This is a genomic window from Marinobacter sp. EhC06 (genome assembly GCF_001650915.1).
Classification (GTDB): Bacteria; Pseudomonadota; Gammaproteobacteria; order Pseudomonadales; family Oleiphilaceae; genus Marinobacter.
In genome coordinates, this window is record NZ_LXYO01000023.1 from 1012813 (window position 1) to 1038658 (window position 25846).

24 protein-coding genes are annotated in these 25846 nt (G+C 59.4%); 13 read left to right on the forward strand and 11 right to left on the reverse strand.

All coding sequences use genetic code 11. From position 1 onward, the window contains the following. Nucleotides 1-61: 61 nt before the first annotated feature. Complete coding sequence (locus A8B84_RS14460; RefSeq protein ID WP_064229828.1) at nt 62-1018, forward strand: DUF3530 family protein; 957 nt, start codon at nt 62-64, stop codon at nt 1016-1018. On the opposite strand, the gene A8B84_RS14465 is transcribed toward A8B84_RS14460, so the two are convergent. From A8B84_RS14465 to A8B84_RS14475, 3 genes are read right to left on the reverse strand one after another with little or no spacing between them, the layout of a single operon-like run. Then, nucleotides 1015-1773 (reverse strand): DnaJ domain-containing protein, encoded by a 759-nt coding sequence (locus A8B84_RS14465; RefSeq protein WP_064229829.1) that lies wholly within the window; start codon nt 1771-1773, stop codon nt 1015-1017. The two genes, A8B84_RS14460 and A8B84_RS14465, sit on opposite strands and share 4 nt — an antisense overlap. After that, the gene (gene murU, locus A8B84_RS14470; protein WP_064229830.1) at nt 1760-2458 is read right to left on the reverse strand and encodes an N-acetylmuramate alpha-1-phosphate uridylyltransferase MurU; all 699 of its coding nucleotides are present in this window, start codon (nt 2456-2458) and stop codon (nt 1760-1762) included. Before murU ends, A8B84_RS14465 begins: the two co-directional genes overlap by 14 nt. Further along, nucleotides 2455-3513: an aminoglycoside phosphotransferase family protein gene (locus tag A8B84_RS14475; RefSeq protein ID WP_064229831.1), complete on the reverse strand. Its 1059-nt coding sequence runs from the start codon at nt 3511-3513 to the stop codon at nt 2455-2457. The genes murU and A8B84_RS14475 overlap by 4 nt, the downstream gene beginning before the upstream one ends. 244 nt (nt 3514-3757) lie before the next feature. On the opposite strand from A8B84_RS14475, the gene A8B84_RS14480 reads away from it, so the two are divergent. From A8B84_RS14480 to slmA, 9 genes are all read left to right on the forward strand, one after another. After that, nucleotides 3758-6079, forward strand: coding sequence for an LPS-assembly protein LptD (locus A8B84_RS14480; RefSeq protein ID WP_138103201.1), 2322 nt, complete (start codon nt 3758-3760; stop codon nt 6077-6079). A gap of 64 nt (nt 6080-6143) precedes the next feature. After that, nucleotides 6144-7484, forward strand: a complete 1341-nt coding sequence (locus A8B84_RS14485; protein ID WP_064229832.1) for a peptidylprolyl isomerase — start codon at nt 6144-6146, stop codon at nt 7482-7484. Continuing rightward, the gene (pdxA, locus tag A8B84_RS14490; protein WP_064229833.1) at nt 7484-8494 is read left to right on the forward strand and encodes a 4-hydroxythreonine-4-phosphate dehydrogenase PdxA; all 1011 of its coding nucleotides are present in this window, start codon (nt 7484-7486) and stop codon (nt 8492-8494) included. The genes A8B84_RS14485 and pdxA overlap by 1 nt, the downstream gene beginning before the upstream one ends. After that, on the forward strand, nt 8491-9321 hold the full coding sequence (gene rsmA, locus A8B84_RS14495; protein ID WP_064229834.1) for a 16S rRNA (adenine(1518)-N(6)/adenine(1519)-N(6))-dimethyltransferase RsmA: 831 nt from the start codon (nt 8491-8493) through the stop codon (nt 9319-9321). Before pdxA ends, rsmA begins: the two co-directional genes overlap by 4 nt. Further along, nucleotides 9314-10114, forward strand: a complete 801-nt coding sequence (locus A8B84_RS14500; RefSeq protein ID WP_064229835.1) for a symmetrical bis(5'-nucleosyl)-tetraphosphatase — start codon at nt 9314-9316, stop codon at nt 10112-10114. Before rsmA ends, A8B84_RS14500 begins: the two co-directional genes overlap by 8 nt. Before the next feature lie 43 nt (nt 10115-10157). Next, nucleotides 10158-10517: a DUF423 domain-containing protein gene (locus A8B84_RS14505; protein ID WP_064230118.1), complete on the forward strand. Its 360-nt coding sequence runs from the start codon at nt 10158-10160 to the stop codon at nt 10515-10517. A 25-nt stretch (nt 10518-10542) separates the two neighbouring features. After that, on the forward strand, nt 10543-10743 hold the full coding sequence (gene thiS / locus A8B84_RS14510) for a sulfur carrier protein ThiS (protein WP_064229836.1): 201 nt from the start codon (nt 10543-10545) through the stop codon (nt 10741-10743). 66 nt (nt 10744-10809) lie between these two features. Beyond that, entirely contained in the window at nt 10810-11619 is an 810-nt protein-coding gene (locus A8B84_RS14515) for a thiazole synthase (RefSeq protein WP_064229837.1), read from the forward strand. Nucleotides 11620-11709: 90 nt separating this feature from the next. Beyond that, on the forward strand, nt 11710-12297 hold the full coding sequence (gene slmA, locus A8B84_RS14520; RefSeq protein WP_008173360.1) for a nucleoid occlusion factor SlmA: 588 nt from the start codon (nt 11710-11712) through the stop codon (nt 12295-12297). A gap of 505 nt (nt 12298-12802) precedes the next feature. Here the strand turns inward: slmA and A8B84_RS14525 are convergent. The 3 genes from A8B84_RS14525 to A8B84_RS14535 all read right to left on the reverse strand — a co-directional run bounded on the left by A8B84_RS14525 (nt 12803) and on the right by A8B84_RS14535 (nt 16391). Next, a complete protein-coding gene (locus tag A8B84_RS14525; RefSeq protein WP_064229838.1) occupies nt 12803-13627 on the reverse strand; it encodes an inositol monophosphatase family protein in 825 nt (274 codons plus the stop codon). 56 nt (nt 13628-13683) lie between these two features. Further along, nucleotides 13684-14979, reverse strand: coding sequence for a pyridoxal phosphate-dependent aminotransferase (locus A8B84_RS14530; protein WP_064229839.1), 1296 nt, complete (start codon nt 14977-14979; stop codon nt 13684-13686). Between the two features lie 113 nt (nt 14980-15092). Then, nucleotides 15093-16391 carry a substrate-binding domain-containing protein gene (locus A8B84_RS14535; RefSeq protein WP_227512846.1) on the reverse strand — a complete coding sequence of 433 codons (1299 nt, stop codon included), beginning with the start codon at nt 16389-16391 and terminating at the stop codon, nt 15093-15095. A gap of 229 nt (nt 16392-16620) precedes the next feature. Here A8B84_RS14535 and A8B84_RS14540 point away from each other — a divergent pair, with 229 nt between their 5' ends. After that, nucleotides 16621-17280, forward strand: a complete 660-nt coding sequence (locus A8B84_RS14540; protein ID WP_064229840.1) for a response regulator transcription factor — start codon at nt 16621-16623, stop codon at nt 17278-17280. Here A8B84_RS14540 and A8B84_RS14545 read toward each other — a convergent pair. The 5 genes from A8B84_RS14545 to A8B84_RS14565 all read right to left on the reverse strand — a co-directional run bounded on the left by A8B84_RS14545 (nt 17213) and on the right by A8B84_RS14565 (nt 22850). Then, on the reverse strand, nt 17213-18607 hold the full coding sequence (locus tag A8B84_RS14545; RefSeq protein WP_064229841.1) for a sensor histidine kinase: 1395 nt from the start codon (nt 18605-18607) through the stop codon (nt 17213-17215). The two genes, A8B84_RS14540 and A8B84_RS14545, sit on opposite strands and share 68 nt — an antisense overlap. Before the next feature lie 79 nt (nt 18608-18686). Further along, complete coding sequence (locus tag A8B84_RS14550) at nt 18687-19790, reverse strand: lipase secretion chaperone (protein WP_064229842.1); 1104 nt, start codon at nt 19788-19790, stop codon at nt 18687-18689. Nucleotides 19791-19797: 7 nt separating this feature from the next. Beyond that, on the reverse strand, nt 19798-20724 hold the full coding sequence (locus tag A8B84_RS14555; protein WP_064229843.1) for an esterase/lipase family protein: 927 nt from the start codon (nt 20722-20724) through the stop codon (nt 19798-19800). 129 nt (nt 20725-20853) lie between these two features. Continuing rightward, complete coding sequence (locus A8B84_RS14560; protein WP_008173344.1) at nt 20854-21168, reverse strand: DUF3301 domain-containing protein; 315 nt, start codon at nt 21166-21168, stop codon at nt 20854-20856. A gap of 50 nt (nt 21169-21218) precedes the next feature. Further along, a complete protein-coding gene (locus A8B84_RS14565) occupies nt 21219-22850 on the reverse strand; it encodes a PAS domain-containing methyl-accepting chemotaxis protein (protein WP_064229844.1) in 1632 nt (543 codons plus the stop codon). A 239-nt stretch (nt 22851-23089) separates the two neighbouring features. On the opposite strand from A8B84_RS14565, the gene A8B84_RS14570 reads away from it, so the two are divergent. Beyond that, the gene (locus A8B84_RS14570; RefSeq protein ID WP_064229845.1) at nt 23090-24778 is read left to right on the forward strand and encodes a putative bifunctional diguanylate cyclase/phosphodiesterase; all 1689 of its coding nucleotides are present in this window, start codon (nt 23090-23092) and stop codon (nt 24776-24778) included. Nucleotides 24779-24867: 89 nt separating this feature from the next. Continuing rightward, nucleotides 24868-25833, forward strand: coding sequence for a helix-turn-helix domain-containing protein (locus A8B84_RS14575; protein ID WP_064229846.1), 966 nt, complete (start codon nt 24868-24870; stop codon nt 25831-25833). The last annotated feature ends 13 nt before the right edge of the window (nt 25834-25846 follow it).

Here is a 25846-nt window from a genome sequence, read left to right on the forward strand (position 1 = left end):
CAGGATGGCTGCTAGTCTAACAGCTCAGTGGCGTTTTTTCGCAGTCAAAGGATCAGTATCTGTGCAGAGATTCGAGATTTGCCGGCCGGTCGTGTTCTGGTTTTTTATCCTGGCCCTGATGTTTGCCATGCCGTCCACCAGCTTCGGCCAGGACGAGGCTGACCAGGCCAGTGGGGCTGAAGATTCGGCGCCGGCTACGGAGTCTGCAAGCCGGTCCCTGATCTGGACGGGCACCGGCGAGCGCTCCCTGACCCAGACCTTTCCCGAGGCAGCGGTATGGCTGGAACTTGAGGAGGGCGATCGGGCACTGGGGCTGTTCTATCCGGAAGCCAGGTTGCCGGCCCGCGGCGCGGTGCTGGTTCTGTCGGACGAGGGCGAAACCGCCGCTTCCGGCGTGACCGGGGCACTGGCCGCGGGGCTGGCTTCAAGGGGCTGGGCCGTGCTCACTCTTGGGCTGGAGTCGCCCTCACCGGTACTGAGTGACGTCCTGATGCGGCCCGTGGCAGAAGAGCCATCGGCGGAAACGGAGGCGGGTGAGCAGGAAGCACCGGAATCGGTAATGATCGATGTCATGGCTTCAGAGAGTGCCGATGACCTTGAGGCGCGCTACCGAAGCCGGATCAGCCAGACGCTCCAGGCAGGGCTGGCCCAGTTGGCTGAGCGGGGCTATGAAACACCGGCTGTTCTGGGAGTCGGGCGAGCCAGCATACACGTTACCAACCAGGTCCTGGAGGGGGCTGATGCCGCTGCGCTTATCTGGGTGGCCCCCCAGTTTTACCCCGTTGACCGTCCAGATCTGCCCGAACGTCTGGAGTCGCTGAGCACTGAATTGCTGGAGCTTTATCCGTCCGGAGCCGTTGATGATCAAACCAAATGGAGTATGGGGATGCGTTTGCGCCGGGCCGGGATGAGTGGCTTTGAGCGACAACCGATTCCCTGGCTCACGCCAGCGCCCGGAACTCTGGGCGATGGGATCGCCAGCCGCGTTGCTGCCTGGCTGGAGTCCCGCCAGGACTAGCGGACGGTGTTGTGGCGCTTTATCAGTTCCCAGGCCTGCTGATAGTGAAGTAATCGTTCCTTGGCAAGGCTCTGATCGCGGGGGCTGACCTGCTGTTGGGCCAGCTTGTCCGGATGGCACTCGGATACCTTCTTGCGGTAGGCCCGTTTAATGATCTCCAGTGAATCCCGCCGGGTAACCCCCAACAGCTCGCACGCCTGCTGATAACTGGTGGGACGGGAGAGGTTTTCACTATGCCGGGTCCAGACCTTGCTGGCATAGCTGTCGAAGATGTCCTCGCTGACGCTCACCGGCAGACCAATCTGGTCAATGGCATCCTCGCAGCGGTAGCGTCTGGGCTTGCCGGGCCGGCCGTTAAGCTGGCTGGCGTGGCACAGGCAGATGGCGGTTTTCAGGGCCGGAGCCGGCCAAAGGCGACGGGAAAGGCGCACGGCCAGCCCGCGGATGAAGGGCAGTTGCCCGGCTGACTTGCCGTCCTGGAACCAGCCAATGGCGCGCCGTCGCTGTCGCTTTGACAGCCTCATGGCTTTTATCAGGGATTCAGCATAGCCAATGTCTGCTTCGGTCACCCGCCCCTCTGACTTGGCGATGTAGCCCAGGAAAAAGAACAGGGGGCGCCTGCACCAGCGGGGCAGGTGGGCGCGCTCGATAAGAGCCGGCGCCTGATGGCCGCAGGCAGAAAGCTCCCGCATCAGGCTGGAGAACTCGGCTTCCATCCGGGCCGGCAGCACCGGTTGCCGTTTACTCCCTGCCATGGCTTTCGGATTCCCTGTTGCCCAGTTGCCTGTCCAGCGCCTGGAGGCGTTCCGGGGTGCCGACGTCTACCCATTGTCCCCGGTGATAAAGCCCTTTCACACGGCCTTTGCCTATGGCATTGCGCAGCACCGGGCCCAGCTTTCCCGCCCGATCGGTCAGGCCTTCGAACAGACTCCGGTGCAACAGGCTGATGCCGGTGAAGGTCAATTTCTCCGGCCCGTCGCCAATGAGCCATCCCTGATCGGTCAGATGAAAGTCACCTTCAGGGTGATGTGGCGGGTTATCGGTAACAACCAGCAGGGCGTCCGCGTCAGCCGGCGGTGTCAGTTGTGACAGGTCGAAATCGCTCCAGATATCGCCATTGATCACCAGAATCCAGTCAGACTTATCATCGGCAAGCAGGGGCAGGGCGCGCACTATGCCACCGGCGGTTTCCAGGGGCTCGCCTTCCCGGGAGTATTGAATGGACAGTCCGAACTGTTCGCCATTGCCCAGGGTCTCTTCAATCTGGTCACCCAGCCAGGCATGGTTGATCACCACGTCCCGGATTCCCGCCCGGCGAAGGTGGTCCAGATGGTAGCTGATCAGAGGCTTGCCGGCGGCCTGGAGCAGGGGCTTTGGTGTGGCCAGAGTCAGTGGCCGCATGCGTTCACCTTTGCCGGCGGCAAGAATCATGGCTTTCACGGGTGCGGACGCTCCTGGCAGGGGGCCGGGCCAATGCTCGCCTCGATCCGGGGCATGACCGTGTCGCTGAGCCATTCGTGGAAGTGGCGCAGGGCCGGCTGCCGGCTACTGGCAACGATCAGGTACTGCACGGTTCGGGGAATGTCATTGAGATAACCGTGCTTGCCATCGCGGATCGACAGCCGCGCGAAAATCCCGGCGGCCTTCAGGTGGCGCTGCATGCCCATCAGTTCAAACCACTGTCGGAAGGTTTCCGGATCAGCCCGGTGCAGGCTGGCGTCCCGGCTGCTCTGGCGAAACACCTCCAGCCAGTCGCAGATGCGCTCCTCTGGCCATTGGATGTAGCAGTCTTTCAGGAGGGACACCACGTCGTAGGTGACCGGCCCGGTGACTGCATCCTGGAAATCGATGACACCGGGGCGCGGTTCATTGGGGCGAACCAGCAGGTTGCGGGAGTGGTAGTCCCGATGAACCGTCACTTCCGGTTGCGCCAGGGCGCTCTCCCGCAGCATGGAAAAGGTGGTCTCCAGCAGAGCCCGCTCGCTGTTCTCCAGACTCATGCCCAGGTGCTGCTCCAGCAGCCAGTCCGGAAACAGCGCCATTTCCCGCTCGAGCAGGGTGGCGTCGTAGGGCGGTAGCGGGTAATCCTTTGGGGAGGGCTGGCGGGCAATGAGGGTCAATTCCTCAAGGGCGTTCCGGTAAAGCTGGTCTGCGGAATCGGCGTTCAGTTGGCCAAGCATCAGCTGGTCGCCAAAATCCTCCAGCAGCAGGAAACCCTGCGTCAGATCGGCCTGGATGATTTCCGGCACGGCGATGCCCTGATGGTGCCAGTGTCGTGCGATGGCCACAAAGGGCTCGCAGTGTTCGTGTTCCGGGGGCGCATCCATGACGATAAAGGGCACGCCGTCACCGGGAGCCGTCGCCTGATTGGCGCGCTGCCAGACCCGGAAATAGCGGCGAAAACTGGCATCGCCAGAAACCGGTTCGGCTTCGCTCTGTTCAAAGCCGGGGAACTGTCTGACCCAGTTGGTCAGCAACTGCAGGCGGGTATCCATAGCTCGGGTTGCGATCCTGAAAATAAGTTGTCGCTGACAGCGAAAGTTAGCAGACGAGTATAAAGAGGGTAAATCGGTTTTGCAGCGGAGTTTCCGTTAACAACCCCGGAGGGCACGTGTAAACTAGGCGGCGGTTAATACTGCCCGTCCTCCAATTCACCCGGAACAGGATCCAGCCACCGTGCCATGTCCCGAACGCCCACTGCAATCGCCGGAAAGCCGGTGGCAGAGCCGGTATGGCCGCGTGTTGCTGGCCGCGCTTCTAGGGTTGGGGGGTGCCGCCAGTTATGCCCAGACAGCGCCATCCGCAGCGGAAATTGACTGGAGGCCCAGGGCGGAATTGCCAGCCGAGGTGCGGTCTTCGTTGCCCCTTTTCTGTGACGGTGGTTATTTGCCGTCCGGTAGAAGCAATGGCGTCGGCAGTGCGTTTGCCAATGGCGCTGATGCCGAACAACCGCTGGAGGCCAGCGGCCTGAATGCCCGTTATGAAATTGACCGCGAGTTGTTTCTCCAGGGAGATGTCCGGATTCGACAGGGAGGCTTCCAGGTAACCGGTTCAGAAGCCCGGTACAGCCAGCAGCAGGGCGCGGTATCAGTCCAGGGGCCACTGGTCAGCCGAGGTGATGGCTTCCTCCTGACCGGTGAGAACGCGAATTATGATGTCGATACCGGTCGCCTTGACATCAATACCGCGACGTTTCTGCTGCACGGGCCCGAAATGCGCGGTCGTGCAGGCAGCCTGGCGCGGATCAGTGAAGAGCAGGTCGTTATTGAAGATGGCTTTCTGACCACCTGCGGCCCGAAGCAGAACGACTGGGCCATTGTTGCCTCGGATATCCAACTGGATCGGGCCGAGGGATTTGGCACCGCGAAGCATGTTCGGCTGGAGGTTCTGGATGTGCCAGTGTTCTACTGGCCCTGGGCCAGCTTTCCCATTGATGATCGCCGCAAGTCCGGCTTCCTGTACCCACAGTTCGGCTCCTCCAGTGCCGGCAGTGGCGGTTTTCTCGCCGTGCCCTACTACTTCAACCTGGCGCCGCATTACGACGCGACACTGACGCCCCAGTACATTCACGGCCGGGGTCTGTTCAACGAAATTGAAGGTCGCTACCTCAGTTCTCTCGGGGAAACTACCCTGCAGCTCGGGTACATCGGCAATGATTCGGCGTTCCAGGAAGAAAATCCCGGTGAATCCGGTGAGCGCTGGGCCCTGGATGCCACGACCCGGGCTGCCTTTGGCCGTGGCTGGCGGGGCTACGGAGATTTTTCCGTGGTGAGCGACGAAGACTATCTCAGCGATCTGAACCGCAGCCTTGAGATCAACCAGGCAACCCATTTGCAGAGAAAGGGCGGGGTAGCCTACCGAAGCGACAAGCAGTATTTCGATGCCTACCTCAACGATTACCAGACCATCAGTGATCGCATTGCCGACGTGGACAAGCCCTATGCCCAGTTGCCGGAAGTTATCTACGCAGGGGAGACCGGTGCGGGCATTGTGGAGGCCAACCTGGAAAGCCAGTACACAGTTTTTTACCGGGATAACGAAGCACTGACCGGTCTCGACCGGGCCAACGGCCAGCGTTTCCGGGCGCGGCCGGAGCTGGCGTTGCCGATGCGGGCATTGTGGGGGTTCAGCCGGCCTTCGGTCAGCCTTGACTACACACGCTATGACCTGGATGACTACGTACTGGGCGATGGTACCTTTGATCGCACTGTGCCGGTTGCCGAATGGGATAACGGCTTGTATTTCGACCGACAGAGCAGCCTCTTTGATGTGCCCTACAACCAGACCTTGGAGCCCCGGCTCTATTACGCCTGGGCCGATGCAGATCCGGATCAGAACGATATCCCGGATTTCGACACTGACCTCCAGACCTTTCGTTTTGAACAGCTGTTTCGACCGGACCGCTTCACCGGCGGTGACCGGGTAGGCGATGCCAACCAGTTGACCGTTGCCCTGACCAGCCGTTTCAATGACCTGCTCACCGGGGCCGAGCGTGCCCGGTTCAGTATTGGCCAGGTCCAGTATTTTGAGGATCGCGAGGTGACGCTGTTTGGTGAAGGTGCCGGTACCAGGAGCCGTTCACCGCTGGCGGGGGAGGTCGTGCTTAACCCGCTCGATACCCTCGAAATCCGCTCTTCCGGGCTGTGGGATCCTGATACCGGGGATACTGAGGAAGGACGAAGCCAGTTGACCTTCCACTCCAGTGATTACCGGTACCTGGCAAGCGTGGGGCACACATACAGCCGGGGCGAATTGGAACAGTCGGATATTGCGGCGGTTTTCCCGGTATCGGACCGTGTTAGTCTGATCGGCCGCTGGGTCTATGATTCCAATCTTGACCGGACCGTCGGATCCCTGGCCGGGCTGGAATACAATAACTGCTGTTGGAGTGTTCAGGTGGTGCACCAGAACTACCTGACCGACGACCGGGAGCTGGATAGCCGCATACTGTTCCAGATCCAGCTGAAGGGGCTCGGCGGCAGCGATGGTGCCTCATCGAGTATTTCCGAGGCCATTTACGGTTTTGATGAAAGGGAGCGTCGTCGTTTTGGAACTCCCTGAGTGGATCCCGGACTAAGGCCCCCAAAACGCCAGAAAAGCTCAAATTCTATTTGCAGAGGTGATTATGAAGGCGACCCTTCGCCATGGTGTACAAGCGTTACTGATTCTTCTTGCCGTTCTGGCCCCGCTGTCTGTTCAGGCCGAGCGTAAGCTGCTGGATCAGGTAGTGGCCATCGTCGACGAGGATGTCATCCTGCAGACCGAGCTGGAGGCGCGAATCAGTACCATCACCAGCCGGCTCAGCGCACAGGGAACGGCGTTGCCGCCGCGGCAGGTCCTGGAAGAGCGCGTGCTTGACCAACTGATCACCGAGTCGATCCAGATGCAGATGGCAGACCGCGCCGGCATGCGCATCAGCGATAACGAGCTGAACGAAACCATGGCCAACATCGCCGAGCGCAACGGCATGAGCCTGGCGCAGTTTGAAAACCAGCTGGCTGCCGAAGGTGTGACCTATAACCAGGCCCGCGAGCAGATCCGCAGGGAGATGCTGACCAGTCGCGTTCAGCAGCGTCAGGTAGGCAACCGGGTTCGGGTAACCGATCGGGAAGTGGAAAACTACCTGGAAAGCCTGGAAGCCCGTGGTGGCAACAACGCCCAATACCGGCTTGCTTATATTTTTGTCAGCGTTGACGATCCGTCGGACGATGCAGAGGTGGATGCGGCCCGGGAAAAAGCCCAGCGTCTGCGCAATGAGATTGCCAGTGGCCGTGATTTCCGCGAGGTGGCCGTTGCCGAGTCCGATGCCAGTAACGCCCTGGAAGGCGGGGATATGGGCTGGCGTGCCGAAGGCCAACTGCCGTCTCTGGTGGCCCCGGTTGTGCCGGAGCTGCCGGTGGGTGAGCCATCGGAAGTTCTGGAAAACAACAGCGGCTTCCACCTGGTGATGGTGATGGACAAGCGCGGTGGCGAGCAGCAGCAAATGATCCAGCAGCATCGTGTCCGTCATATCCTGGTTCGGCCTTCCGAGGCAACTACCGACAACCAAGCCGAGACAATGATCCGCGACCTGTACCAACAGCTTCAGAACGGAGCCAGCTTCAGTGCCCTGGCCAGGGAGTATTCTGATGACCCGGTGTCTGGTTCCGATGGCGGTAATCTGGGCTGGGTGAGCCCCGGTCAGATGGTGCCCGAGTTTGAGCAGGCCATGCTGGCGGCTGATATTGGCGAGTTGCGCGGGCCGTTCCGCTCCCAGTTTGGCTGGCACATCCTGGAGGTGCAGGAACGCCGCCAGAAAGATATCAGCGGTGATGTGCGCGACGCCGAGGCCCGCCAGGCCATCTATCGCCGCAAGTTCGAAACCGAATTGCAGAACTGGCTCCAGGAAATCCGCGATGAGGCCTTTATCGAGTTCAAAGGCGAGTACGCCAAGGACGCGCCTGCAGAAGAAGAGCCGGTCTCCTGATGACTAAGCCCGTGGTGCTGGCGCTCACCGCCGGCGAACCCGCCGGCATTGGTCCGGAGCTGTGCCTACAGCTGGCGCTGGAGGCCAGGACCGGGGGTGTGGTGGTGGTCGCCAGCAGGCCACTGCTGGAGGCCCGGGCGAAGCAATTGAATCTGGCGGTTGAACTGCGTCCCTGGCAGCCCGGCGAGGCGCCAGAAATGGAAGCAGGCCTGTTGTCGGTGCTGCACGTGGAAGGTTGTGCCAATCACCAGCCGGGAACGCTGGACACCGGCAGCAGCGCCTATGTACTCAGAACACTGGAAGTCGCCGCCAATGGCTGCCTGAGTGGCGATTTTGATGGCATGGTGACGGCGCCTGTCCACAAGGGTGTGATCAACGAGGCAGGCATCTCGTTCAGCGGCCACACCGAGTTCCTACAGGAGCTCTGCGGGGTGGATCGTGTGGTCATGATGCTGGCGACCGACGAGTTGCGGGTTGCGCTTGTTACCACCCACTTACCGCTCAAGGACGTTTCCGCCGCCATTACCCCGGAGCGCCTGACTCAGGTAACGCGAATTCTCGATGCTGATCTGAAAAAGTTCTTCGGCGTTGCCCGGCCCAGGATACTGGTGGCAGGCCTGAACCCTCATGCCGGCGAAGGTGGTCACCTTGGTCGGGAGGAAATCGACACCATCGAGCCAACCCTGGAGGCTCTTCGCGCCGAAGGCATTTCTCTGACCGGACCTTTACCTGCCGATACCCTGTTTACCCCGCACTGGCTCGACAAGGCCGATGCGGTTCTGGCCATGTACCACGACCAGGGACTGCCAGTATTGAAGTTTCAGGGCTTCGGGCGGGCCGTCAACATTACCTTGGGGCTGCCGATTGTCCGCACCTCAGTGGATCATGGCACCGCCCTGGATCTGGCTGGCACCGGCCGGGCTGATGCAGGCAGTCTGCATACGGCCCTGAAAGTGGGCGAGCAAATGGCTCGTTGTCGCAAATCTGCAATTGAAGAGACCCGTTCGTGAGTAACAAAGCCGGCCACCAGGCCAGAAAGCGGTTTGGCCAGAATTTCCTCCATGATCCAGGGGTCATAGAGCAGATCATCCGCGCCATTAACCCGAAACCCGATGACGCCATCGTGGAAATTGGTCCCGGCCTGGGCGCTCTGACCGAAGAGATACTGGCCGTGAACCCAAGGCTTCAGGTGGTGGAGCTGGATCGCGACCTGATTCCGGTGCTGCGCACCAAGTTCTTCAACTACCCCGAGTTCCGGATTCACGAGGCGGACGCGCTCAAGTTTGATTTCAGTGAGCTGATGGTGGATCGTCCCCTGCGGATCATCGGGAACCTGCCGTACAATATATCCACGCCCCTGATCTTCCACCTGCTGGCGCAGGCGGACGTCGTGCAGGACATGCACTTCATGCTGCAGAAAGAGGTGGTACAGCGGATGGCAGCGGTGCCCGGTGACAACAATTACGGTCGCCTCGGCATCATGACCCAGTATTTCTGCAAGGTGCAGCCGCTGTTTGAAGTGGGTTCCGGCGCTTTCCGCCCGGCGCCGAAAGTGGATTCGGCGATTGTTCGGCTGGTGCCCCATAAGACACTGCCCCATCCGGCGAAGGATCTGGCGACGCTCCAGGCTGTGGTCCGCACGGCTTTTAACGCGCGCCGAAAAACACTGCGCAAGGCTCTGGGCGGCATGGTGTCGGCCGAGCAGCTCCAGAGCCTGGGCATCAATGACGGTCTGCGTCCGGAGAACCTCTCCCTGGCCGATTACGTGGCCATTGCCGATCTGCTTTTTGAAGAGAAGGGCACAGCTAACCCGGTAAACGAGGCAAGTGATGACTGACTACGCCATTGGCGATATTCAGGGCTGTTACGAACGCCTGAGAGATGTCCTGGACAAGGTGGATTTCTCCCCTTCCCGTGACCGCCTTTGGGTGGCCGGCGACCTGATCAACCGTGGCCCGTCCTCACTGGCAACCCTGAGGTATATCGAGAGCCTTGGAGATTCGGCGGTGGTGGTGCTTGGAAATCACGATTTGCATCTGCTCGCCGTGGCGCTGGGCGGCCATCAGACCCGCCGCAAAGATACTCTGTCCGATATCCTTGAAGCGCCAGATCACGACCGGCTGGTGCACTGGCTCCGGCAACAGAACCTCTGCGTTCACGACCCGGTCCGGAATCTGGTGATGACCCACGCCGGTCTGCCCCATATCTGGACGGTCAGTCAGGCCTTGGCCTGCGCCCAGGAAGTGGAAGCTGTAATTCGGGGCGGTGCCGCCGAGGAATACTTCACCCAGATGTACGGCAACCAGCCCGAACGGTGGGATGAAACCCTGCAGGGTATGGACCGCTGGCGGATCATTACCAATTATTTCACACGCATGCGCTTTATTGCCGAGGATGGCACCCTGGAATTGGCGGCCAAGGAGAGTGTCGACAGCGCCCCGGAAGGTTTCGAACCGTGGTTTCATTTCCCTCGTACTGACGATGTCCGTGTGGTGTTTGGTCACTGGGCAGCCCTGGAAGGAAAAACCGGCAGCGACCGGTTTATCGGCCTGGATACCGGGTGTGTCTGGGGTGGTGCCTTGACCATGATGAATCTGGATACGGGAGAAAAGATCCACTGTGACTGCTGAGTCCGTACAACACCCAGCAGGCCGCGTCCTTGGGTTTCCCCTGGTGGCGGGGGGCTTTCTGGCGCTCCTGGCGGTGATGGCTGGCGCCTTTGGTGCACACGGGCTGCGCAACCTGGTCAGTGAGCGAGGGCTTGAAGTTTTCCAGACCGCCGTCACATATCAAATGTATCATTCCATAGCGCTGGTTCTGGTGGCGTTGCTGGCCGGACAGGGGCTTTCCAGGAAGTTACTGGGTTGGTCGGCGGGATTTTTGCTGGCCGGCATCCTGTTATTCAGTGGCAGTCTTTACCTGTTGGTGCTGACAGATATCCGCTGGATCGGCCCGATCACGCCCCTTGGTGGGTTGTGCTTCATGGTGGGCTGGGCGCTGGTAATAACCTCCGGTCTCCGCCGGAACAAGTAATGAATACAGAGGTTCAAGAGTCACTATGCAGGTTCAGGTGAATGGCGATGCAATGGAACTGCCGAATGGCGCCACCATTGCCACGCTGATTGAAAAGATGGCTCTCGCGGGCAAGCGGCTGGCGGTTGAGGTGAACGAGGACATTGTGCCACGAAGCCGGCACCCGGAATTTACCCTGAGCGATGGCGACCGTGTAGAAGTCGTTCACGCTATTGGCGGCGGCTGAACAGTCTGCCCAGCCCACCCATGACGGCGGTTCCCATCCTCCCGTAACAAACGATTCAGGAACACTATGACAGAGACATCCGAACTCCAGCTTCCAGAAGACAGACCGCTCGAAATCGCCGGACGGGTCTACCAGTCCCGTTTGCTCGTCGGGACCGGCAAATATCGTGACATGATGGAAACCGGCCATGCCATCGAGTCCAGCGGTGCCGAGATTGTCACCGTTGCGGTTCGCCGTACCAATCTGGGCCAGAACCCTGATGAGCCGAATCTGCTGGATGTGATTTCCCCGAGCAGCTATACCATCCTGCCCAACACCGCCGGTTGCTACACCGCCAAAGATGCCGTGCGCACCTGCAAGCTGGCCCGGGAGCTCCTGGATGGTCACGACCTGGTGAAGCTGGAAGTGCTGGGTGAGGAAAAGACCCTTTACCCGAACATGACCGAGACGCTCGTCGCCGCCGAAGAACTCATCAAGGATGGCTTCAAGGTGATGGTCTACTGCTCGGATGACCCGCTGCTGGCCAAACGCCTGGAAGACATGGGTTGTGTGGCCATAATGCCGCTCGGTGCGCCGATAGGGTCCGGGCTGGGTATCCAGAACCGGTACAATATCCGGTTGATTGTGGAAAACGCCAAGGTACCGGTGCTCGTGGATGCCGGTGTCGGCACTGCCTCAGACGCCACCATCGCCATGGAGCTGGGTTGCGACGGCGTATTGATGAATACCGCCATTGCCCAGGCGAAAGACCCGATCAAGATGGCCAATGCCATGCGCCTCGCCATCGAGGCTGGCCGGGAAGCCTACCTGGCAGGCCGTATGCCCAAGAAACTCTATGCCAGTGCATCCTCGCCCATTGATGGCACCTTCTTCTGATCTCGGGCACAATCCTGACTAACGATAACCGAGGGCCGGCGCTGAACGACCGGCCCCGACAACGATAAATCAGAGCGCTGCTGTCCTGCCATGACTGATCAGAAACCCAGTCGCCGCGAGGCGATTCTTCATGCTCTTGTGGAACTCCTGGAGACCGATCCGGGTGCCCGAATCACCACCGCCGGCCTCGCCAAATCCGTTGGCGTTACCGAGGCCGCTTTGTATCGGCATTTTCCCAGCAAGCGGAAAATGTTCGAGGCGCTTATCGAGTTTGCTGAAGAGGCCGTGTTCTCCCGCTGTCAGGTGATCCTGCAGGAGCAGGAGGACGTGCGGGTTCGCCTCCAGCAACTGGTGCATCTGGTGCTGGTGTTCGCGGAGCGTAACCCTGGTCTGTGCTGTGTGCTGACCGGAGACGCCCTGATGGGCGAAAACGACACCCTTCGAAAACGTGCCTCCCAATTCTTCGAGCGCCTGGAGACCCAGGTACGGCAAACCCTCAAAGAAGGCGAAATCCGCCAGGGCCTGCGGCCCAGAACCACGTCCGCCCGGGGCGCAGATTTTGTCCTGGTGTTCGTCGAAGGCCGGATTCAGCGGTTTATCCGCTCGTCGTTCTCGCGGTTGCCCTCTACTGACTTCGATGAGAGTTGGGGGTTGGTTGCTGAGGGTGTTTGGGGCTGAATTTTTCGTTCGCCTCTTAAAGATTCCTAGCCTGCTTGACCTGGAGTTGAGGCGAAGGCAGGAAGGGCTTTCCCGAAACCGCTACGAGCACGTCCATGTGCGCTTGACGTCGGCCATCCATGGCCGCCGACATTTCGGGAAAGCCCTTCCTGCCTCCGCCTTTCCGGCCTTTTCGATATCTCTCCAATAATAGAACCACGAAGCCTGTAGGTTGGATTAGGCGAAGCCGTAATCCAACAAAACACTTTGGGAATACCTTCACTGTGTCGGATTACGACTTCGTCTAATCCGACCTACCAAATTTCCCAAGATGAATTCGCGATATCACCGTAGCAATGCCGGCACGGGATGGGAACCTGCTCCCCGGAATGTCGCCGGCCATGGATGGCCGGGGTCAAGCGCACATGGATGTGCTCGTAGCGGTTCCGGGGAGCAGGTTCCCATCCTGTGCCCGCCCCGAAGCTAACAGGCTAGTGACAACGCCCGAGGGCAAGCGCCAGCACAATCAGTCATACCCAGAGGCAGACCGGAGGATAGATCGAACAGGCTCCCAGACAGCCGGCGCCGAGATCAGAATATCGCGACCCCAGAGATCGGCAGGATAGCCCACAGGTACTTCGCTGAAGTGGCCCGCTGTGGCACCTGCTTCCAGGGCGATCAGGCGCGCGGCGGCGAAGTCCCAGGGGCTGACGTTCTCGTAGTAGATATCCAGTCGGCCACAGGCCACCCAGCAGATATCCAGGGCCGCCGAGCCAATACGGCGCAGGTCGCGGCACTGACGAATCATGGCGTCCAGGCGTTTGACCAACGGCTCAAGGCTGTCTTTGGTGTAGGGGAAACCGGTGGCAAACAGGGAGTCCCGAGGAACCGTTGCGCCACTGTGCCGGATGGGGCGGCCATTCAGGGTTGCGCCTTCTGAGCGGGTCGCCCGGAAGGTTTCGCCCGGGAAGGGCGCATGCACCACACCCGCCTGAACGCGGCCTTTTTCAGCATAGGCAATGGATACCGCCACCTGGGGATGGCCATAGGCGTAGTTTACGGTGCCATCGATGGGATCCACGATCCAGAGCGGGGTGTCCAGCTCTTCGGCCTGGCTCAGGTCGGGCATGGTTTCTTCGGAAAGGATTCGGTGGTCGGGGAAGCGCTTGCGGATGGCTCCGGTGATGAATTCGTCGGCCATCACGTCGGCGTGGGTTACCAGTTCGGTCTGGTGCTTGTAGTCGGTGCGCAGGGTCTTGCCGTCCCGCTCGCGGCGAATCAGTTCGCCGGCCTCCCGGGCCAGGTTTTCGGCAAAGTCGGTAATCTCGAGCAGAGAAACAGAATCAGACATGGCGCCCCCGTTGATATCCCGTAAGAGAGTGAGGGCGCCAGTCTAACACGGCAGAATCAGAGGCCGTTCAGCCACTGCTCCATCTTGTCCATGGCGCTGACCAGCCGCGGGCAAGCCTGTTTTACGAAGTCGTCGCCCAGTTCCTGGTCGGCATAGTCGCCGCCCGCGAGCTGGAGGGATTCGGCACCATCGAAGTCGACGAAGGCCAGGCGGGCTGCCAGGTGATCCGGCACGAAGCCGAAGTCGCTGGCGGGCAGGATGGCCACGCCGGTGTTTTCCAGCAGGGCCTGGCAGAAGGCCTGGCTGGTTTTGATGTCTTTCCTGGCCAGTTGCTCCCGGAACCCGGAGAAGTCCGGGAACAGGTAGAAAGCTCCTTCCGGCTTCTGGACCACCGCGCCCATGTCGCTCAGTCGACGATGCATGTACTCGCCAACAACTTTCAGCACCCGGCGGGACTGTTTAAGGTATTCCTCGATGTCGTCACCGCCGTTGAACGCCGCGATAGCTGCGTGCTGGATGGGGGCGCTGGTGGCGGTATAGGTTTCGCTGGCGATGATGGCCATGGCGTCCTGCAGCGGCCGAAGTTCCCGGGGGAAGATGAACGTGCCCAGGCGCCAGCCGCCGGCACCCGCCCACTTGCTCAGGCCGGTACTGATGATGGTGCCTTCCGGGTAATAGCGTGCGATGGATTTGTGCTTGCCCTCGAAATGCACTTCACCGTAGATCTCGTCCGACAGCAGAATCAGCCGGTATTTGCGGGCCACGTTAGCAATGGCCAGAAGCTGGTCATCGGTGTAGGTGCACCCGGTAGGGTTGGACGGGTAGTTCAGGATCAGGATCCGGGGCCGCGAAGGATCATCGCGACAAATGATGTCCAGTTCTTCCGCCGTTAGCTGCCAGTTGTTCTCGGCATGGGTCGGCAGCCAGTGTACCGAGCGGCCGATGATCCGGGCTTGCGGGGCGTAGGAAACCCAGCTGGGGCGCGGAATCAGGAGATCGCCGTAGTAGGCCAGCTGCAACATGAACAGCAGTTCCTTGGAGCCCGGGCCGATCAGGACATCTTCCCAGGTACAGCGCATGCGCTCGCTGCGGTTGATGTAGCCGGCAATGGCTTCGCGAAGGCCCTTGAGGCCTTTGACCGGAAGATAGTCCTTTTCGTGGGCGTGCTCCTTGAGCGCTTCCACCACGCGATCAGGAACCGGGAAGGGGGATTGCCCCAGCCCGAGTTTGATAATGTCCTTGCCCTCGGATTTGAGCTGGTTGCTCAGTTCGTTGATGCGAAGTGTGGCCGAGGGCTGAATGCCCCGAACGTTCAGATTGATCGCGTAACGGTGGTCGTTTTGGATGTCCATTGTCCCTGTCTGTTGGTTGGAAGTGACCCCGTCAGTATAGAAAACCCAAACATATCTGTGATGTCGTGGCGGATAGGTGATTGCCGCAGTTTTTCGTCAGACTTTGGTCTTGGCTAGCGGGATTTGATCCAGACTTCCACGCGACCATTGCGCGGGCTGCCACTGCCACCAACCGGCATGTACTGGCCGTAGCCGGTGTAGGCCACGTCTGGAACATCCACTTCCTGAAGCGCCTTGCGGACTGACAGGGCCCGGAGCTCGGAGATCATCTGGGCACGTAATTCATGACTCTGGGTGTCGGCAAACCCGATCAATAGCAGATCGTCAGCGGATCGGCCGTTCTGTACCAGGTACTGCTGAACTCGCTGCAGGTCCCTGCGGGCCTTGTTATCGAGTCTGGTCCGGCCTTCTGAGAAGCGGAAATTGACCGTCAGGCGATGGTAGTTGCCGGTCAGGCGGCGAAAACTCTCGGGCGTCGCGTCGTCGAATTCCGGCTTTACTGCGATGGGGTTCTGAGAGATAAAGCCGGACTCGGCCACCAGTGCCTGACCTTGCTGGCCCAGGGCGAATCCGATCAGACCGGCGGAAAGCGGTGGGACATCGCTTCCCGGCGTGTACATGAACAAACGCCGTGACAGCGGGTAGTCCTCGCTGGCGACGGTGAGCTGGTTGGGGCGCAGGGCTGGTGCATTGCCTTCCGAAATAGCCAGGAGTTTGCTGTCCCGAACGGAGGCCAGGCCGGAGAAGCCAATGCCCGACGGATCCCGGCTAACGTCATCCGACAGCTGGTCGTTGGATTCATAGCGTTTGGCATTGCTGTCCAGTTCGAACTGTTTCCCCAGCACCAGCGATTTGAAGGTGTCCCAGGTGCCGGAGCGGTCATCCCTGGCATAGAGGTGGATCGGCCGGTTCGGGCCGTCCAGCTCTGACCAGTTCCGGATCTGACCGGAAAACACTCGGCCCAGGGTTTCGATGCTCATCTTGCTGACGGGGTTGGATGGGTGTACCAGAATGGCCAGTCCATCAATGGCAATCACGTGTTCGCTCTCGGGCGCAGTGAGGTCTGCGCGGGCCTGGAATTGCTCTGCTTCCTGTTGTTTTACCGGGCGGGAAGAGGCCCAGATGTCGGCCTCGCCGGCGGCCAGCGCCTTGAAGCCGGTGCTTGATCCGTGCGCTGCAACCAGTACCTCGGCCGCCCGATTGTTCACAGGCGCTCGCAGGATCTTTTCGTTTTCCACGCCCGTGCCCCTGGCTGCAACCTGCCCGCCGCCATGCTCTTCCAGGTAGCCGGTAACGAGCATTGGCGCCAGGGTAGCGCCAACGGTATTGGAACCGTGGATTTCCAGATCATAGGCCTGGGCCTGGAACGCCAGAAAGGCCGGTAGTAGCAGTCCCGAAAGTGTTGCAGTCATCCGTGTGAGTCGCGGCATTTTTACGAAAACCTTTACCAGTCAGGTGGTTGAGAACCGAGAAGGATGCTTCAGAAATATGACAGTTATGTTTCATTGATCGCGCGCCATGGCGGTGACCGGGAAGGATCTGTAAAAAAGTGTTAAGCAGTCCGCGGAGTGCAAGGCTCGGCTGGCCTATAGTGATGCATCCGCCGTAACAAAAATAAACACAGCGGGCAGAGGCACTTTCATGGGTGCCATCACATCAGAAACGGGGCAGGCTGCTGCTTGTCCCACTCAGTCGCTTCCCCTGAAAAAGGTGTTGCTGGTTGATGATCATGCCCTGTTCTCCCAGGGTTTGGCGGGTCTTATCCGTCAGGAGGGGCTGGCCGAATGCGTTATCACGGCCAGCACGGTCGAGGTTGCCGCAAGTCTGTTGGCACGCCAGAACGATTTTCAGCTTATCCTGCTCGATATTGCGCTTCAGGGAGAGACGGGGCTGGCCCTGTTACCGAGGCTGGCACGTTACCGCAAACCACCCCCGGTGGTGATTATCTCAAGCAGCGAAGATGAGGTTACAGTGCGGGCGGCAAGGGCGGCCGGCGCCAGTGGCTTTCTGGCGAAATCTGCCGGTCGGTCGGCGTTGGTCAGCATGGTTCGGTTTGTGAGTCGTGGCGAGGGTTACTTCCCGGGTGGTGTTGAACCCGTGGCGCAGGATCTGTCGTTAACACCAAGGCAAATGGATGTGCTCCTGCTCCTCGCGCAGGGCTTCCCCAATAAACGCATCTGCCAGAGTCTGAATCTGACCGAACACACGGTAAAAACCCATCTCAAGGCGATTTTCAACCAGCTTGGTGTTCATAACCGGACAGAGTGCGTGAATCTGGCTCGTGCACGCGGGTGGCTGTGACGGCTGCAGGTAGTCGTACCCAGAACACCGAACCCTGGCCAGGCTCGGTGTCGACTCCGCACGCTCCCCGCATCAGGGCAACGAATTCGCGAACAATCGTCAGGCCCAGCCCCAGACCCGGGTAATCGGTCTGGCCATGCCCCCTGACATAGGGCGAGAACAGGGTATCGTTCAGCCCGGGTGGCAGACCGGTTCCGTTATCCGAGACCTCCAGCAGCACCTGCGTGTCCACTCTGTGTGCGGACAGGTTAATAACATTGCCGCCGCTGTGTTGTACCGCATTGAACATCAGATTCTGGAGTACCCGGGACAGCAGGGAAGGGTCCGCCATGACCATAAGGTTGCCAGCGCTGTGGTCAATCTCGATGTTCACCTTCCTGTTGCCCAGAGAATCAGCCAGCAGATCGCTTATATCCTGGAAAATCGGCGCCAGTGGCGTGGGGCGGATATCGGCACGCACCATGCCCTCGTTCAGTCTGGCGCTGTCAAAGACGGTGCCCAGCAGGCGGCGAAGATGCCGGATCATGTCCTTTAACTGTCTGATCACGGGATCCTTTCCAGGGTCGCTATTGCCCGGCGACAGGCTTTCCAGCGTTATGTCGATCACGTTCAGGGGCTGGCGCAGGTCATGGCTGGCTGCGGTGATCAGTTCGGTTTTGCGCCGACTTTCATCCCGGGCCGCCCGATGCAGTCGATCCAGTAACTGACGGTCCAGGAAGTGCGCGCGATGGCGGTATTCGCTGGTCCAGGTTCCCACCATGCCGATGATGTTGGCCGTCGTCAGAAAGAACAGATTGGTCGCGATGGCAGAGCCGGACATCCCGTTCCACAGCTCAATCATCAGGTAGCTGATCACCAGCACCAGTGAGACCAGGGACGCGCTGAAAAATGGCAGCCCCATGGCAAAGTATCCGAACATGAGCATCAGGATCATGCCCTCGTAGGGCAGTGGAAACGCAACTTGCCGCGCCGCTGCGATGATTGTCACAACGCTGAGACCGCCCAGGAGGTAGGCGAGGGTATAGATGCGTTCAAAGGTACTGTCGGAGGGAACCGGACGGTGGGCGAGCCAGACCACTACGGCAATGACCGGGCAGGTGAAGGCGAGCCGGATGGATACCGTGACCTGTGCCAGCTCGGGCGGCAGGGTCAGCGCATCCATACCCGCGTAGACCAGAAACAGGACCAGCCCGGCTACCGAGACCGGCCGGGCCCGCTGCCGGATCAGACCCGCCCGGGATTGCCGGTATGCCTCTTCGAGGTCTGGCGCGAAACGCAGGTTGCGAAAACCAGCGGCCTGCTGCTGTTCGATCTGCTCGGTCGTCATGGCCTTGTCCAGTGGCGGGCAAGTCTCTGGATTGTAGCTGGCCTTGGCCCGCCTCTTCGGGAACTCGAGCACATTCTGGTCAGCCGTTGCCCAGCATCTTCAGCCGTGCCCAGGTCCTGTCCTGCTCCTGCGGGAAATGTCGCTCCAGCAACGCCTGCCGCTGCTTCTCCAGATCGGCCTCTGCCAATCCTGACGAATCTGCCTGGTCCATCGCTTCCCGGAAGTCCTGAAAACGCTGGTCAAACTGTTCCCGCTGCTTCAGATAACTCACGACACTTTCGACACTGTCCTGATTCACGCCCAGCTCTGCCAGTTGACGTCCGGCTGCCTCCGGAGAAGAAGCAGACTCGATGGCAGCGGTCCGTGCCTGTTGCTGTCGGGTGCTGGCATGCAGGTGTTGTTCGGTTGTTCTCAGTTGTGCGGGCAACTGGTTGCGGTGCCATTGGACGAGAGCCTGCTTGCCCTGGTCGCTCAGGTCCGTGCGCTGCTGAATGGCAAGGGTTGCCAGGGTATATTCGCTGTAGGCCTCTTCGAGCCCGAAGAAGGCCTGGTGCGCCTCTGCGCCGAAGGTGGCCGCCCGCAGCTGTTTCAGCTGTGCCAGGGCGTCGCCCAGAGCACCCAGTTGGTAGCCCGGATTGCCTGCCCGGGCAGGATCGAGGCGCATTTGCATGACCTGCAGTGACGCCTGCTTATAGGCAAGGTATTCATCAAGCAAAATCAGCGCCTGGGCGGAAGCGGGCTCTGGCAGATGAGCTCGGGCCATAGCCTCGATCTGTTGAATCGCCGTTTCCGGAGATACTTCGCCGACCGTGCTGAGGAAGTAATCGAAGAAATCCCGGACCTGGAGGTTGATAACCAGCTCACCTTTGCCATTGGCTGTCAGGGCGCCGTCGATTTCCGTACCTGAAAGTGAGGCTGCGAAGGGTTGCGGACCGAGTGACTCCGGAGTCGTGGCATGCTCCGGGCCCTGGGCAGCGTTGTCTGTGGCGAGTTTTTTGCTGGATTCGGACGAACGCGTCGGGTAATCCGCTGAAGTAGCGGATTGCGTTGGTACTGAAACCGTTATTTCGGCTTCTGTCTGGGCTGTTCCGGCAAGACCGTACCAGAGACCACTGCCGGCCAGGATGGCCGACAGGGCACCGGGAAACAGCCATCGACGGGCTTCGATGGATGTCCGTTTCATGGTTACCTCACAGACCGCGGTTTTTCAGTCTGTTCGCTTGAGCGCGGTAGAGGGTGACCGGGTTGGTCCAGAGGGAGCGGGCACCCAGCAGGTGGTTGATAGCATCCACATGGTTCATGTCGTAGTGGGTGCCGATCACCCGGCCCATCATGGTTGAGCAGACGCCTACCAGCCCGTCGTTGGGCTCGCTGCCAAAGGCCAGGGCGGTAACACCCAGGAAAGGATCGGTAATGTCGAAAACATTGGTCCACACGCCCCGGCCGGTCCAGGAGAAGAACTTGATGCGGTTGCCGTCGATCCAGACATCCTCACTGGTGCCGGCGCAGCTATTCCGGTTCACGCCTTTCCAGCCAAGGGCGTCGTTGAGGCTGGTTGTGCCGGGTGTGGTGAGGGTCTCCAGGGCTGCCAGCCCGTTCTGCGGGTTGTTCGCTCCGGACAATGCATTGACCAGGTCGCCCAGGGCGTTGGCGATGGCATTGGCGCCGCCCTCGACATAGCTGCCCGGTGGAAGTATCCCTCGGACCACATCGGCTACTTTGGAGCCTTTGTTGACGCCATCGATGGAGGTGACTGAGGCAACCCGGTGGGGAATCAGGGCGGCGGTCACTCGGGAGGTAGGCGCGCCCTGGCTGTGGGCCATCAGGTTGACTTTGGAATGGCCGAGACTGTTGACGTAGTTCGCCAGTTGCTGGCCCCGCTGCTCACTGCTGTTGACGAAGGAAACGCTGGCGGAGTACACCCGCGCGCCACTGCGTTCAAGATTCCAGGGGATCGTGTGGAAATAGTTGACCAGGCCGCCAATGGTGTTGAACCCGGTTACACCATGAACCAGGACAATCGGATGGCGGGTCTGGGTATAGCTGGCGTGACTGAAAAACGAGACTGACAGCAAGGCCAGCCCCAGCAGAACTGCTGTGGTGAATCGAATACGCATTTATGACTCCTGTTGTTTTTGTTGACGACTGCTTCAGGCAGCCGACGGTCGTCGATGCGTTGTCGATTATTGGTTCGAAAGGCGTGATCAGGAATCGCCCAAATGGGTGAGGACAGGGAGGCTGCGTATTTAGGAAAACCGGTGGGGTTCCAGTTCCATATGCTGGATGCGCTGGCCCAGCATGATGATGCGGCCAGTATACCGTTCCTCGCCGGTAGACGTGAAATCGAACAGGAAGCGGCGCCATACGCGGATCCGGCCCTGATCGTCGCGCTTGAACCAGAGACCACGGAGGAATACGGCGTCGTCCAGCAGCATCACGTCCATGCTTTTGCAATAGCGACGCGCGGCCTGAAGCACGAAATCCTTGATGGCTTTGGCGCGCCACCAGTACCAGACAGCGAATCCGGCCACGAACAGCCAGAACAGGGTTCCAAGAGTCACGGTTGCAGCGATCTTCCAAGGTTGGTCAGAGAGTTGATCGCCAGCCTACCTTATTGCGTCGGCTCGGGGAATCGTTGCCGCTTTTCTGCTGCCGGTTCTGGCAACAGTCGGTCACACAACATCTGCAGGAAATGACTGGTCAGCAACTGGGCCTGATCCACGTTATTGCCCAGATGTTCCGACTCCTCCCGAGCGTTTTCGCTGCTCTGGACGGAACGGTTACCGAGCTCCAGAAGCCTCGCTGCCTGACGTTCCACCTGCACACTCAGTGCGGCCTGCTGTTCGGTAGCCCCGGCCACCTCATGGGTACAGGAGGTGATGACATCCACATCCCTGAGAGTCGCCTCCAGCGTTTCGCTGGCTTCACTGGCGATGCCTGCGGTTTGCCGGCAGCAGTGGGTGCCGTTGTTGATCACCTCAACCACTTCCCGGGTCTCGGTCTGCAGGGCTCCGATCATCTCATCAATCTTGCGGGTGGATTCATGGGTCCTCTTAGCCAGGCCCCGCACCTCATCGGCAACCACGGCGAATCCGCGGCCTGACTCGCCGGCGCGGGCAGCCTCGATAGCAGCATTCAGTGCCAGCAGATTGGTTTGCTCCGCAATGTCGGAGATCACATCGAGAACCATGCCGATGGCCTCGCTCTTTTCAGACAGCGTCTGCATGCGCTCATTGGCGACAGACAGCTGGTCCCTGAGCCCGGAGAGCGACTGGTTCATGGATGTCATCTGGCCGCGACACTGGCCGGCCGACTGGCGGGCATCGTCTGTTGCATCGTGGGTGCGGGCGGTCAGTTCACTAACCCGGAGGACGCTCTCGGCCAGTTCTTCAAAGGCCCGGGTAATGTCCTGGATGTCATCCTGCTGGCTGCGAATGCTGGCTACCGAATTGGCCACCCACTCGACGGTTCGCTGTTTTCGGCCATGGAGCTTGCCGACATTGGCATGCATGCGGGCAGACACTGCCCGGAGCACTGCATCGCGTTTCTGGCGATCGAATTCGATCCAGGCACCTTCATCACGACGACCGGTATAGATCCAGGGCATGCCCGGGTGGGCCTCGCAGCACGCCGACCTTGCGCTGCCCATCATGGGAAGGGTAAGCCAGACCAGCACTGCAAATACGGCCAGCAGCAGTCCTTGCAGTATCAATAGATGGGGCAGGGTGAGCTCGGACAGGCCGAACCAGAGAAGCGCGAATGCCAGCATTCCATAAAGGCAACCGAGTTTCAGTGGCAGCGGTGGGCTGATCGCCAGGTATCGTCGTGGCACTTTGCCCTGGTTCCAGGCTGCATAGAGTTTCTCAGCCCGGGCAACCTGATCTGGTCGGGGACGGGTGCGAACCGACTGGAACTCAACAATCTCGCCGTCTTTGCGTATGGGCGTAACAAAAGCGTCCACCCAGTAATGATCGCCGTTTTTGCAGCGGTTCTTGACCATACCCCGCCAGGATTCGCCGGATTTAATGGTCTGCCAGAGATTCTCGAAGGCTCCCGGTGGCATGTCCGGATGTCGTATCAGGTTGTGGGGCTGGCCGACCAGTTCGTCAATCGTATAGCCTGCGACTTCGGCAAACTCTTCATTGGCGGCGGTGATCTTGCCGCGAAGGTCGGTGGTGGTGATCAGGTGGTAGTGGTCCGGGTATCCCCGTTCTTTTTGGCTGACGGGTTCATTGATTCGCATGAAGTATCCTTGCCTCGGTGGTGGTGCTTGTCATCTTGACTAACTATTAACCGACTCTGGTCTGTTCGATATCCGGATATTGCAATAATTGAACGTATCTTCATCTTTTCTTGTGCTTTGGTCGTAACCATCGTGTTTTTGCAATATGTGGCTAGGTCAGCGACAGATACTGCTTATGCTAACAAGTGGAGCTGGTCGGACATGATTCAGGGGCTGCTTAAAAAAGGAGTGAGCAGTGCATGCAGGCATTACAACAACAAGATTTCAGGGCTCTCGTAGACAACCACCCAAAAGCCATCATGCTGGCAACCAGGGAGCCCAGGATTCTTTACGTGAACGAGAAATTCCGTTCAGTCACCGGGTACCGGTCGGACGAGGTGCTTGGTCAGTCTCCTTCGCTGCTCAGTTCGGGATTTCACTCCCGTGAGTTCTATCAAGCTATGTGGAAGGCTATTGGTCATAAAGGGCGCTGGGAGGGGCTGGTCTGGAATCGGCGCAAGAACGGAGAGACCTATCCGCAGTGGTTGACGATCTATCCGGTTGAGCACGAAAGTCACCAGTTTTACGCGGGCGTTTTCATGGATGTGGGCGATATGACGGCTGATGACGAACGCCTCGCGTCGCTGGCCTATTACGACCCGTTGACGGAGCTGCCAAATCGCTCGCTGTTTCAGGAATTCCTGAAGGCGCGAGTCTCACAGAGGGCACAGGACGGCCGGGCGTTCGCGGTTCTGTATATCGACCTGGATTTCTTCAAGTCCGTTAATGATTTGCATGGACACGATTGTGGTGACCGGGTATTGCAGCAGGCAGCTCTGTGTATCCAGAGCGTGCTTCGCCGCGGGGACGTCGTGGCCCGCCTATCGGGAGACGAGTTCGCTGCCATTATCGAACTTCAGAATGACGATGACCTCGAGAGCGTGTGTCAGCGGATGGTTCAGAGCTTCAGGGCGCCCGTGATTGTCGATCATCGTGAGTATTTTTTGTCGGCATCTGTTGGGTCCGCCGTTTATCCGAACCATGGCAGTCAGGCATCCGAACTGCTGCAGAACGCGGATCGGGCCATGTACGCAGCAAAACTTGCGGGGCGGGCCTGTTTCCGGGTCTATGATGCGATCGACACCGAGCAAGGTCGGCATGCCGAGCTGCTATCCGAGGCGTTGATTGTTTCACTGAAAACGGCGCCCGAGGAGTTCTCGGTTGTTTATCAGCCACAGTACCACCTCGATACCGGCAAGATGGCGGGGCTGGAAGCACTGCTCCGTTGGACTCACCCTGAGTTCGGCGCCGTGTCACCTGCGGATTTCGTACCGATCGCGGAACAGCGAGGCCATATCCACGAGCTAACGGAGCATCTGGTACGTCGCATTGAATCGGATCTCTCCGAGTTCCCACACTCATTTCTCCGTGGCCTGCGGCTTGCTCTCAATATTTCGGCCCGACAAATCACGGACTCCCGTCTTGAAGCTCTGTTAAATCCACTGTTTGAAAGAATTCGAGTGGTTGGCTGGTCGCCCGAAATCGAGATCACTGAAACCCATTTGATGAACCTGTCCCACCAATACCTGGATAAGCTGCGCGAATTCGGTGAACAAGGAGTAGTTGTCGCAATCGATGACTTCGGCACCGGCTATTCCTCTCTGGCCTATCTGCACACACTGCCGGTTCAGGTGCTGAAAATCGATCGACAATTCATTCATCGGCTGGGGAGCGAATCCCGTGATTCACGTATCGTCTCGGCCATTTTGGCGATCGCAGATGCGCTGGATTTGGAGGTGGTAGCGGAAGGTATAGAGAGCAGTGAGCAGCATAGGAAACTGCGTGAGTTGAAATGCCATCGGGGCCAAGGGTACCTGATGGCTCGGCCGGCTCCCTGGGACACATGGAACGATGATCTGATTGATCAACATCAAGATAACAGTAAATAACCCTGCAATGATTAAGGTCTTGCAAAATTTGGCTAGTGGAACGGCGCAGTCTCGGATAGAAGTAACCCAGGCTTTCCACGAAGGAATTTATGGGACCTACATATCGAAAGTCGGCTCTGGGCGCATACCTGAGACTGAACAATGCTTCCTTGGATGAATGGCTCGCCGCCCTGCGCGAGTTGTCCGGCTGCGATGACATGCATTGCCGGCTCCACTCGGGCAGCGGAAGAGTCGGTGCTCTGTCGGTGCTTGAGAGTGAACTTGGGCATGTGATCTCACTGAGAGCAGGCAAAAGCATGGACGTTTCCGGCTGCCGGGCCTCGGATCCGGTACTCTTGTTTCCGGGGGCCGGCATGCCTGAAATCAACATTCGAGGCGGAGGCTGGGGCACCTTGGATCAGCTGTTCCTTGCCCGTCCCGAGGACAGGTTTGAACTCCGTTTGCCACCCAAGACTGAAGTCATAATCTTGAAGCCAGGCAATGGTGCTCTGGATGATTCGCGACCGCGATCGTCCGGGGCTTGGCTATCCGTTTTGCAAGTCATGATCGGCTGTTACCTCGACCGTTTGCCCTTTGTCCGCGATGATGACCAAGCGAAAGGATTAACAAATCGTCTTTTCGATTCAATGAAAACGCCCTGGACACCCGGGAAGGCAGCCGTGTGCTCGGAACGTACCCTTGATCGTCGTTTGCAGAGAGTGGTCGAGAAAATTATGCAGGATCCTGTTTGGGAGTTTGATCTCAAGGAACTTGCGAATTTTGCCGGGGTTAGCGAGCGTAACCTCTATTATCTGATGAATCGGGAAACGGGTATTACACCCTATCGGTTCTATCAGAGGGCTCGTTTGACCCGGGTTCGTGAGCGGTTGGTTGACTGTCAGTGTGAGGTGCCACACATTTCCTGGTACGCCGCGGATGAGGGGTTCTCGCACCTTGGCCGATTTGCCGCCATATACCGGGAGCATTTTGGGGAGCTGCCCAGCGAAACCGTTCAATGGCGCCGAAATCTGCTGAGGCACAGCGACGCTTCCCGGGCGGAGCTTGTGGCGACATGAATGCCGCCGGCAA

Bases quoted from the DNA above. Each gene is read 5' to 3' on its own strand.
- A8B84_RS14465 (WP_064229829.1), bottom strand. From the start codon at position 1,773: ATGGCAGGGAGTAAACGGCAACCGGTGCTGCCGGCCCGGATGGAAGCC.
- A8B84_RS14475 (WP_064229831.1), bottom strand. From the start codon at position 3,513: ATGGATACCCGCCTGCAGTTGCTGACCAACTGGGTCAGACAGTTCCCC.
- A8B84_RS14485 (WP_064229832.1), top strand. From the start codon at position 6,144: ATGAAGGCGACCCTTCGCCATGGTGTACAAGCGTTACTGATTCTTCTT.
- pdxA (WP_064229833.1), top strand. From the start codon at position 7,484: ATGACTAAGCCCGTGGTGCTGGCGCTCACCGCCGGCGAACCCGCCGGC.
- A8B84_RS14500 (WP_064229835.1), top strand. From the start codon at position 9,314: ATGACTGACTACGCCATTGGCGATATTCAGGGCTGTTACGAACGCCTG.
- thiS (WP_064229836.1), top strand. From the start codon at position 10,543: ATGCAGGTTCAGGTGAATGGCGATGCAATGGAACTGCCGAATGGCGCC.
- A8B84_RS14515 (WP_064229837.1), top strand. From the start codon at position 10,810: ATGACAGAGACATCCGAACTCCAGCTTCCAGAAGACAGACCGCTCGAA.
- slmA (WP_008173360.1), top strand. From the start codon at position 11,710: ATGACTGATCAGAAACCCAGTCGCCGCGAGGCGATTCTTCATGCTCTT.
- A8B84_RS14525 (WP_064229838.1), bottom strand. From the start codon at position 13,627: ATGTCTGATTCTGTTTCTCTGCTCGAGATTACCGACTTTGCCGAAAAC.
- A8B84_RS14530 (WP_064229839.1), bottom strand. From the start codon at position 14,979: ATGGACATCCAAAACGACCACCGTTACGCGATCAATCTGAACGTTCGG.
- A8B84_RS14535 (WP_227512846.1), bottom strand. From the start codon at position 16,391: ATGACTGCAACACTTTCGGGACTGCTACTACCGGCCTTTCTGGCGTTC.
- A8B84_RS14540 (WP_064229840.1), top strand. From the start codon at position 16,621: ATGGGTGCCATCACATCAGAAACGGGGCAGGCTGCTGCTTGTCCCACT.
- A8B84_RS14545 (WP_064229841.1), bottom strand. From the start codon at position 18,607: ATGACGACCGAGCAGATCGAACAGCAGCAGGCCGCTGGTTTTCGCAAC.
- A8B84_RS14550 (WP_064229842.1), bottom strand. From the start codon at position 19,790: ATGAAACGGACATCCATCGAAGCCCGTCGATGGCTGTTTCCCGGTGCC.
- A8B84_RS14555 (WP_064229843.1), bottom strand. From the start codon at position 20,724: ATGCGTATTCGATTCACCACAGCAGTTCTGCTGGGGCTGGCCTTGCTG.
- A8B84_RS14565 (WP_064229844.1), bottom strand. From the start codon at position 22,850: ATGCGAATCAATGAACCCGTCAGCCAAAAAGAACGGGGATACCCGGAC.
- A8B84_RS14570 (WP_064229845.1), top strand. From the start codon at position 23,090: ATGCAGGCATTACAACAACAAGATTTCAGGGCTCTCGTAGACAACCAC.
- A8B84_RS14575 (WP_064229846.1), top strand. From the start codon at position 24,868: ATGGGACCTACATATCGAAAGTCGGCTCTGGGCGCATACCTGAGACTG.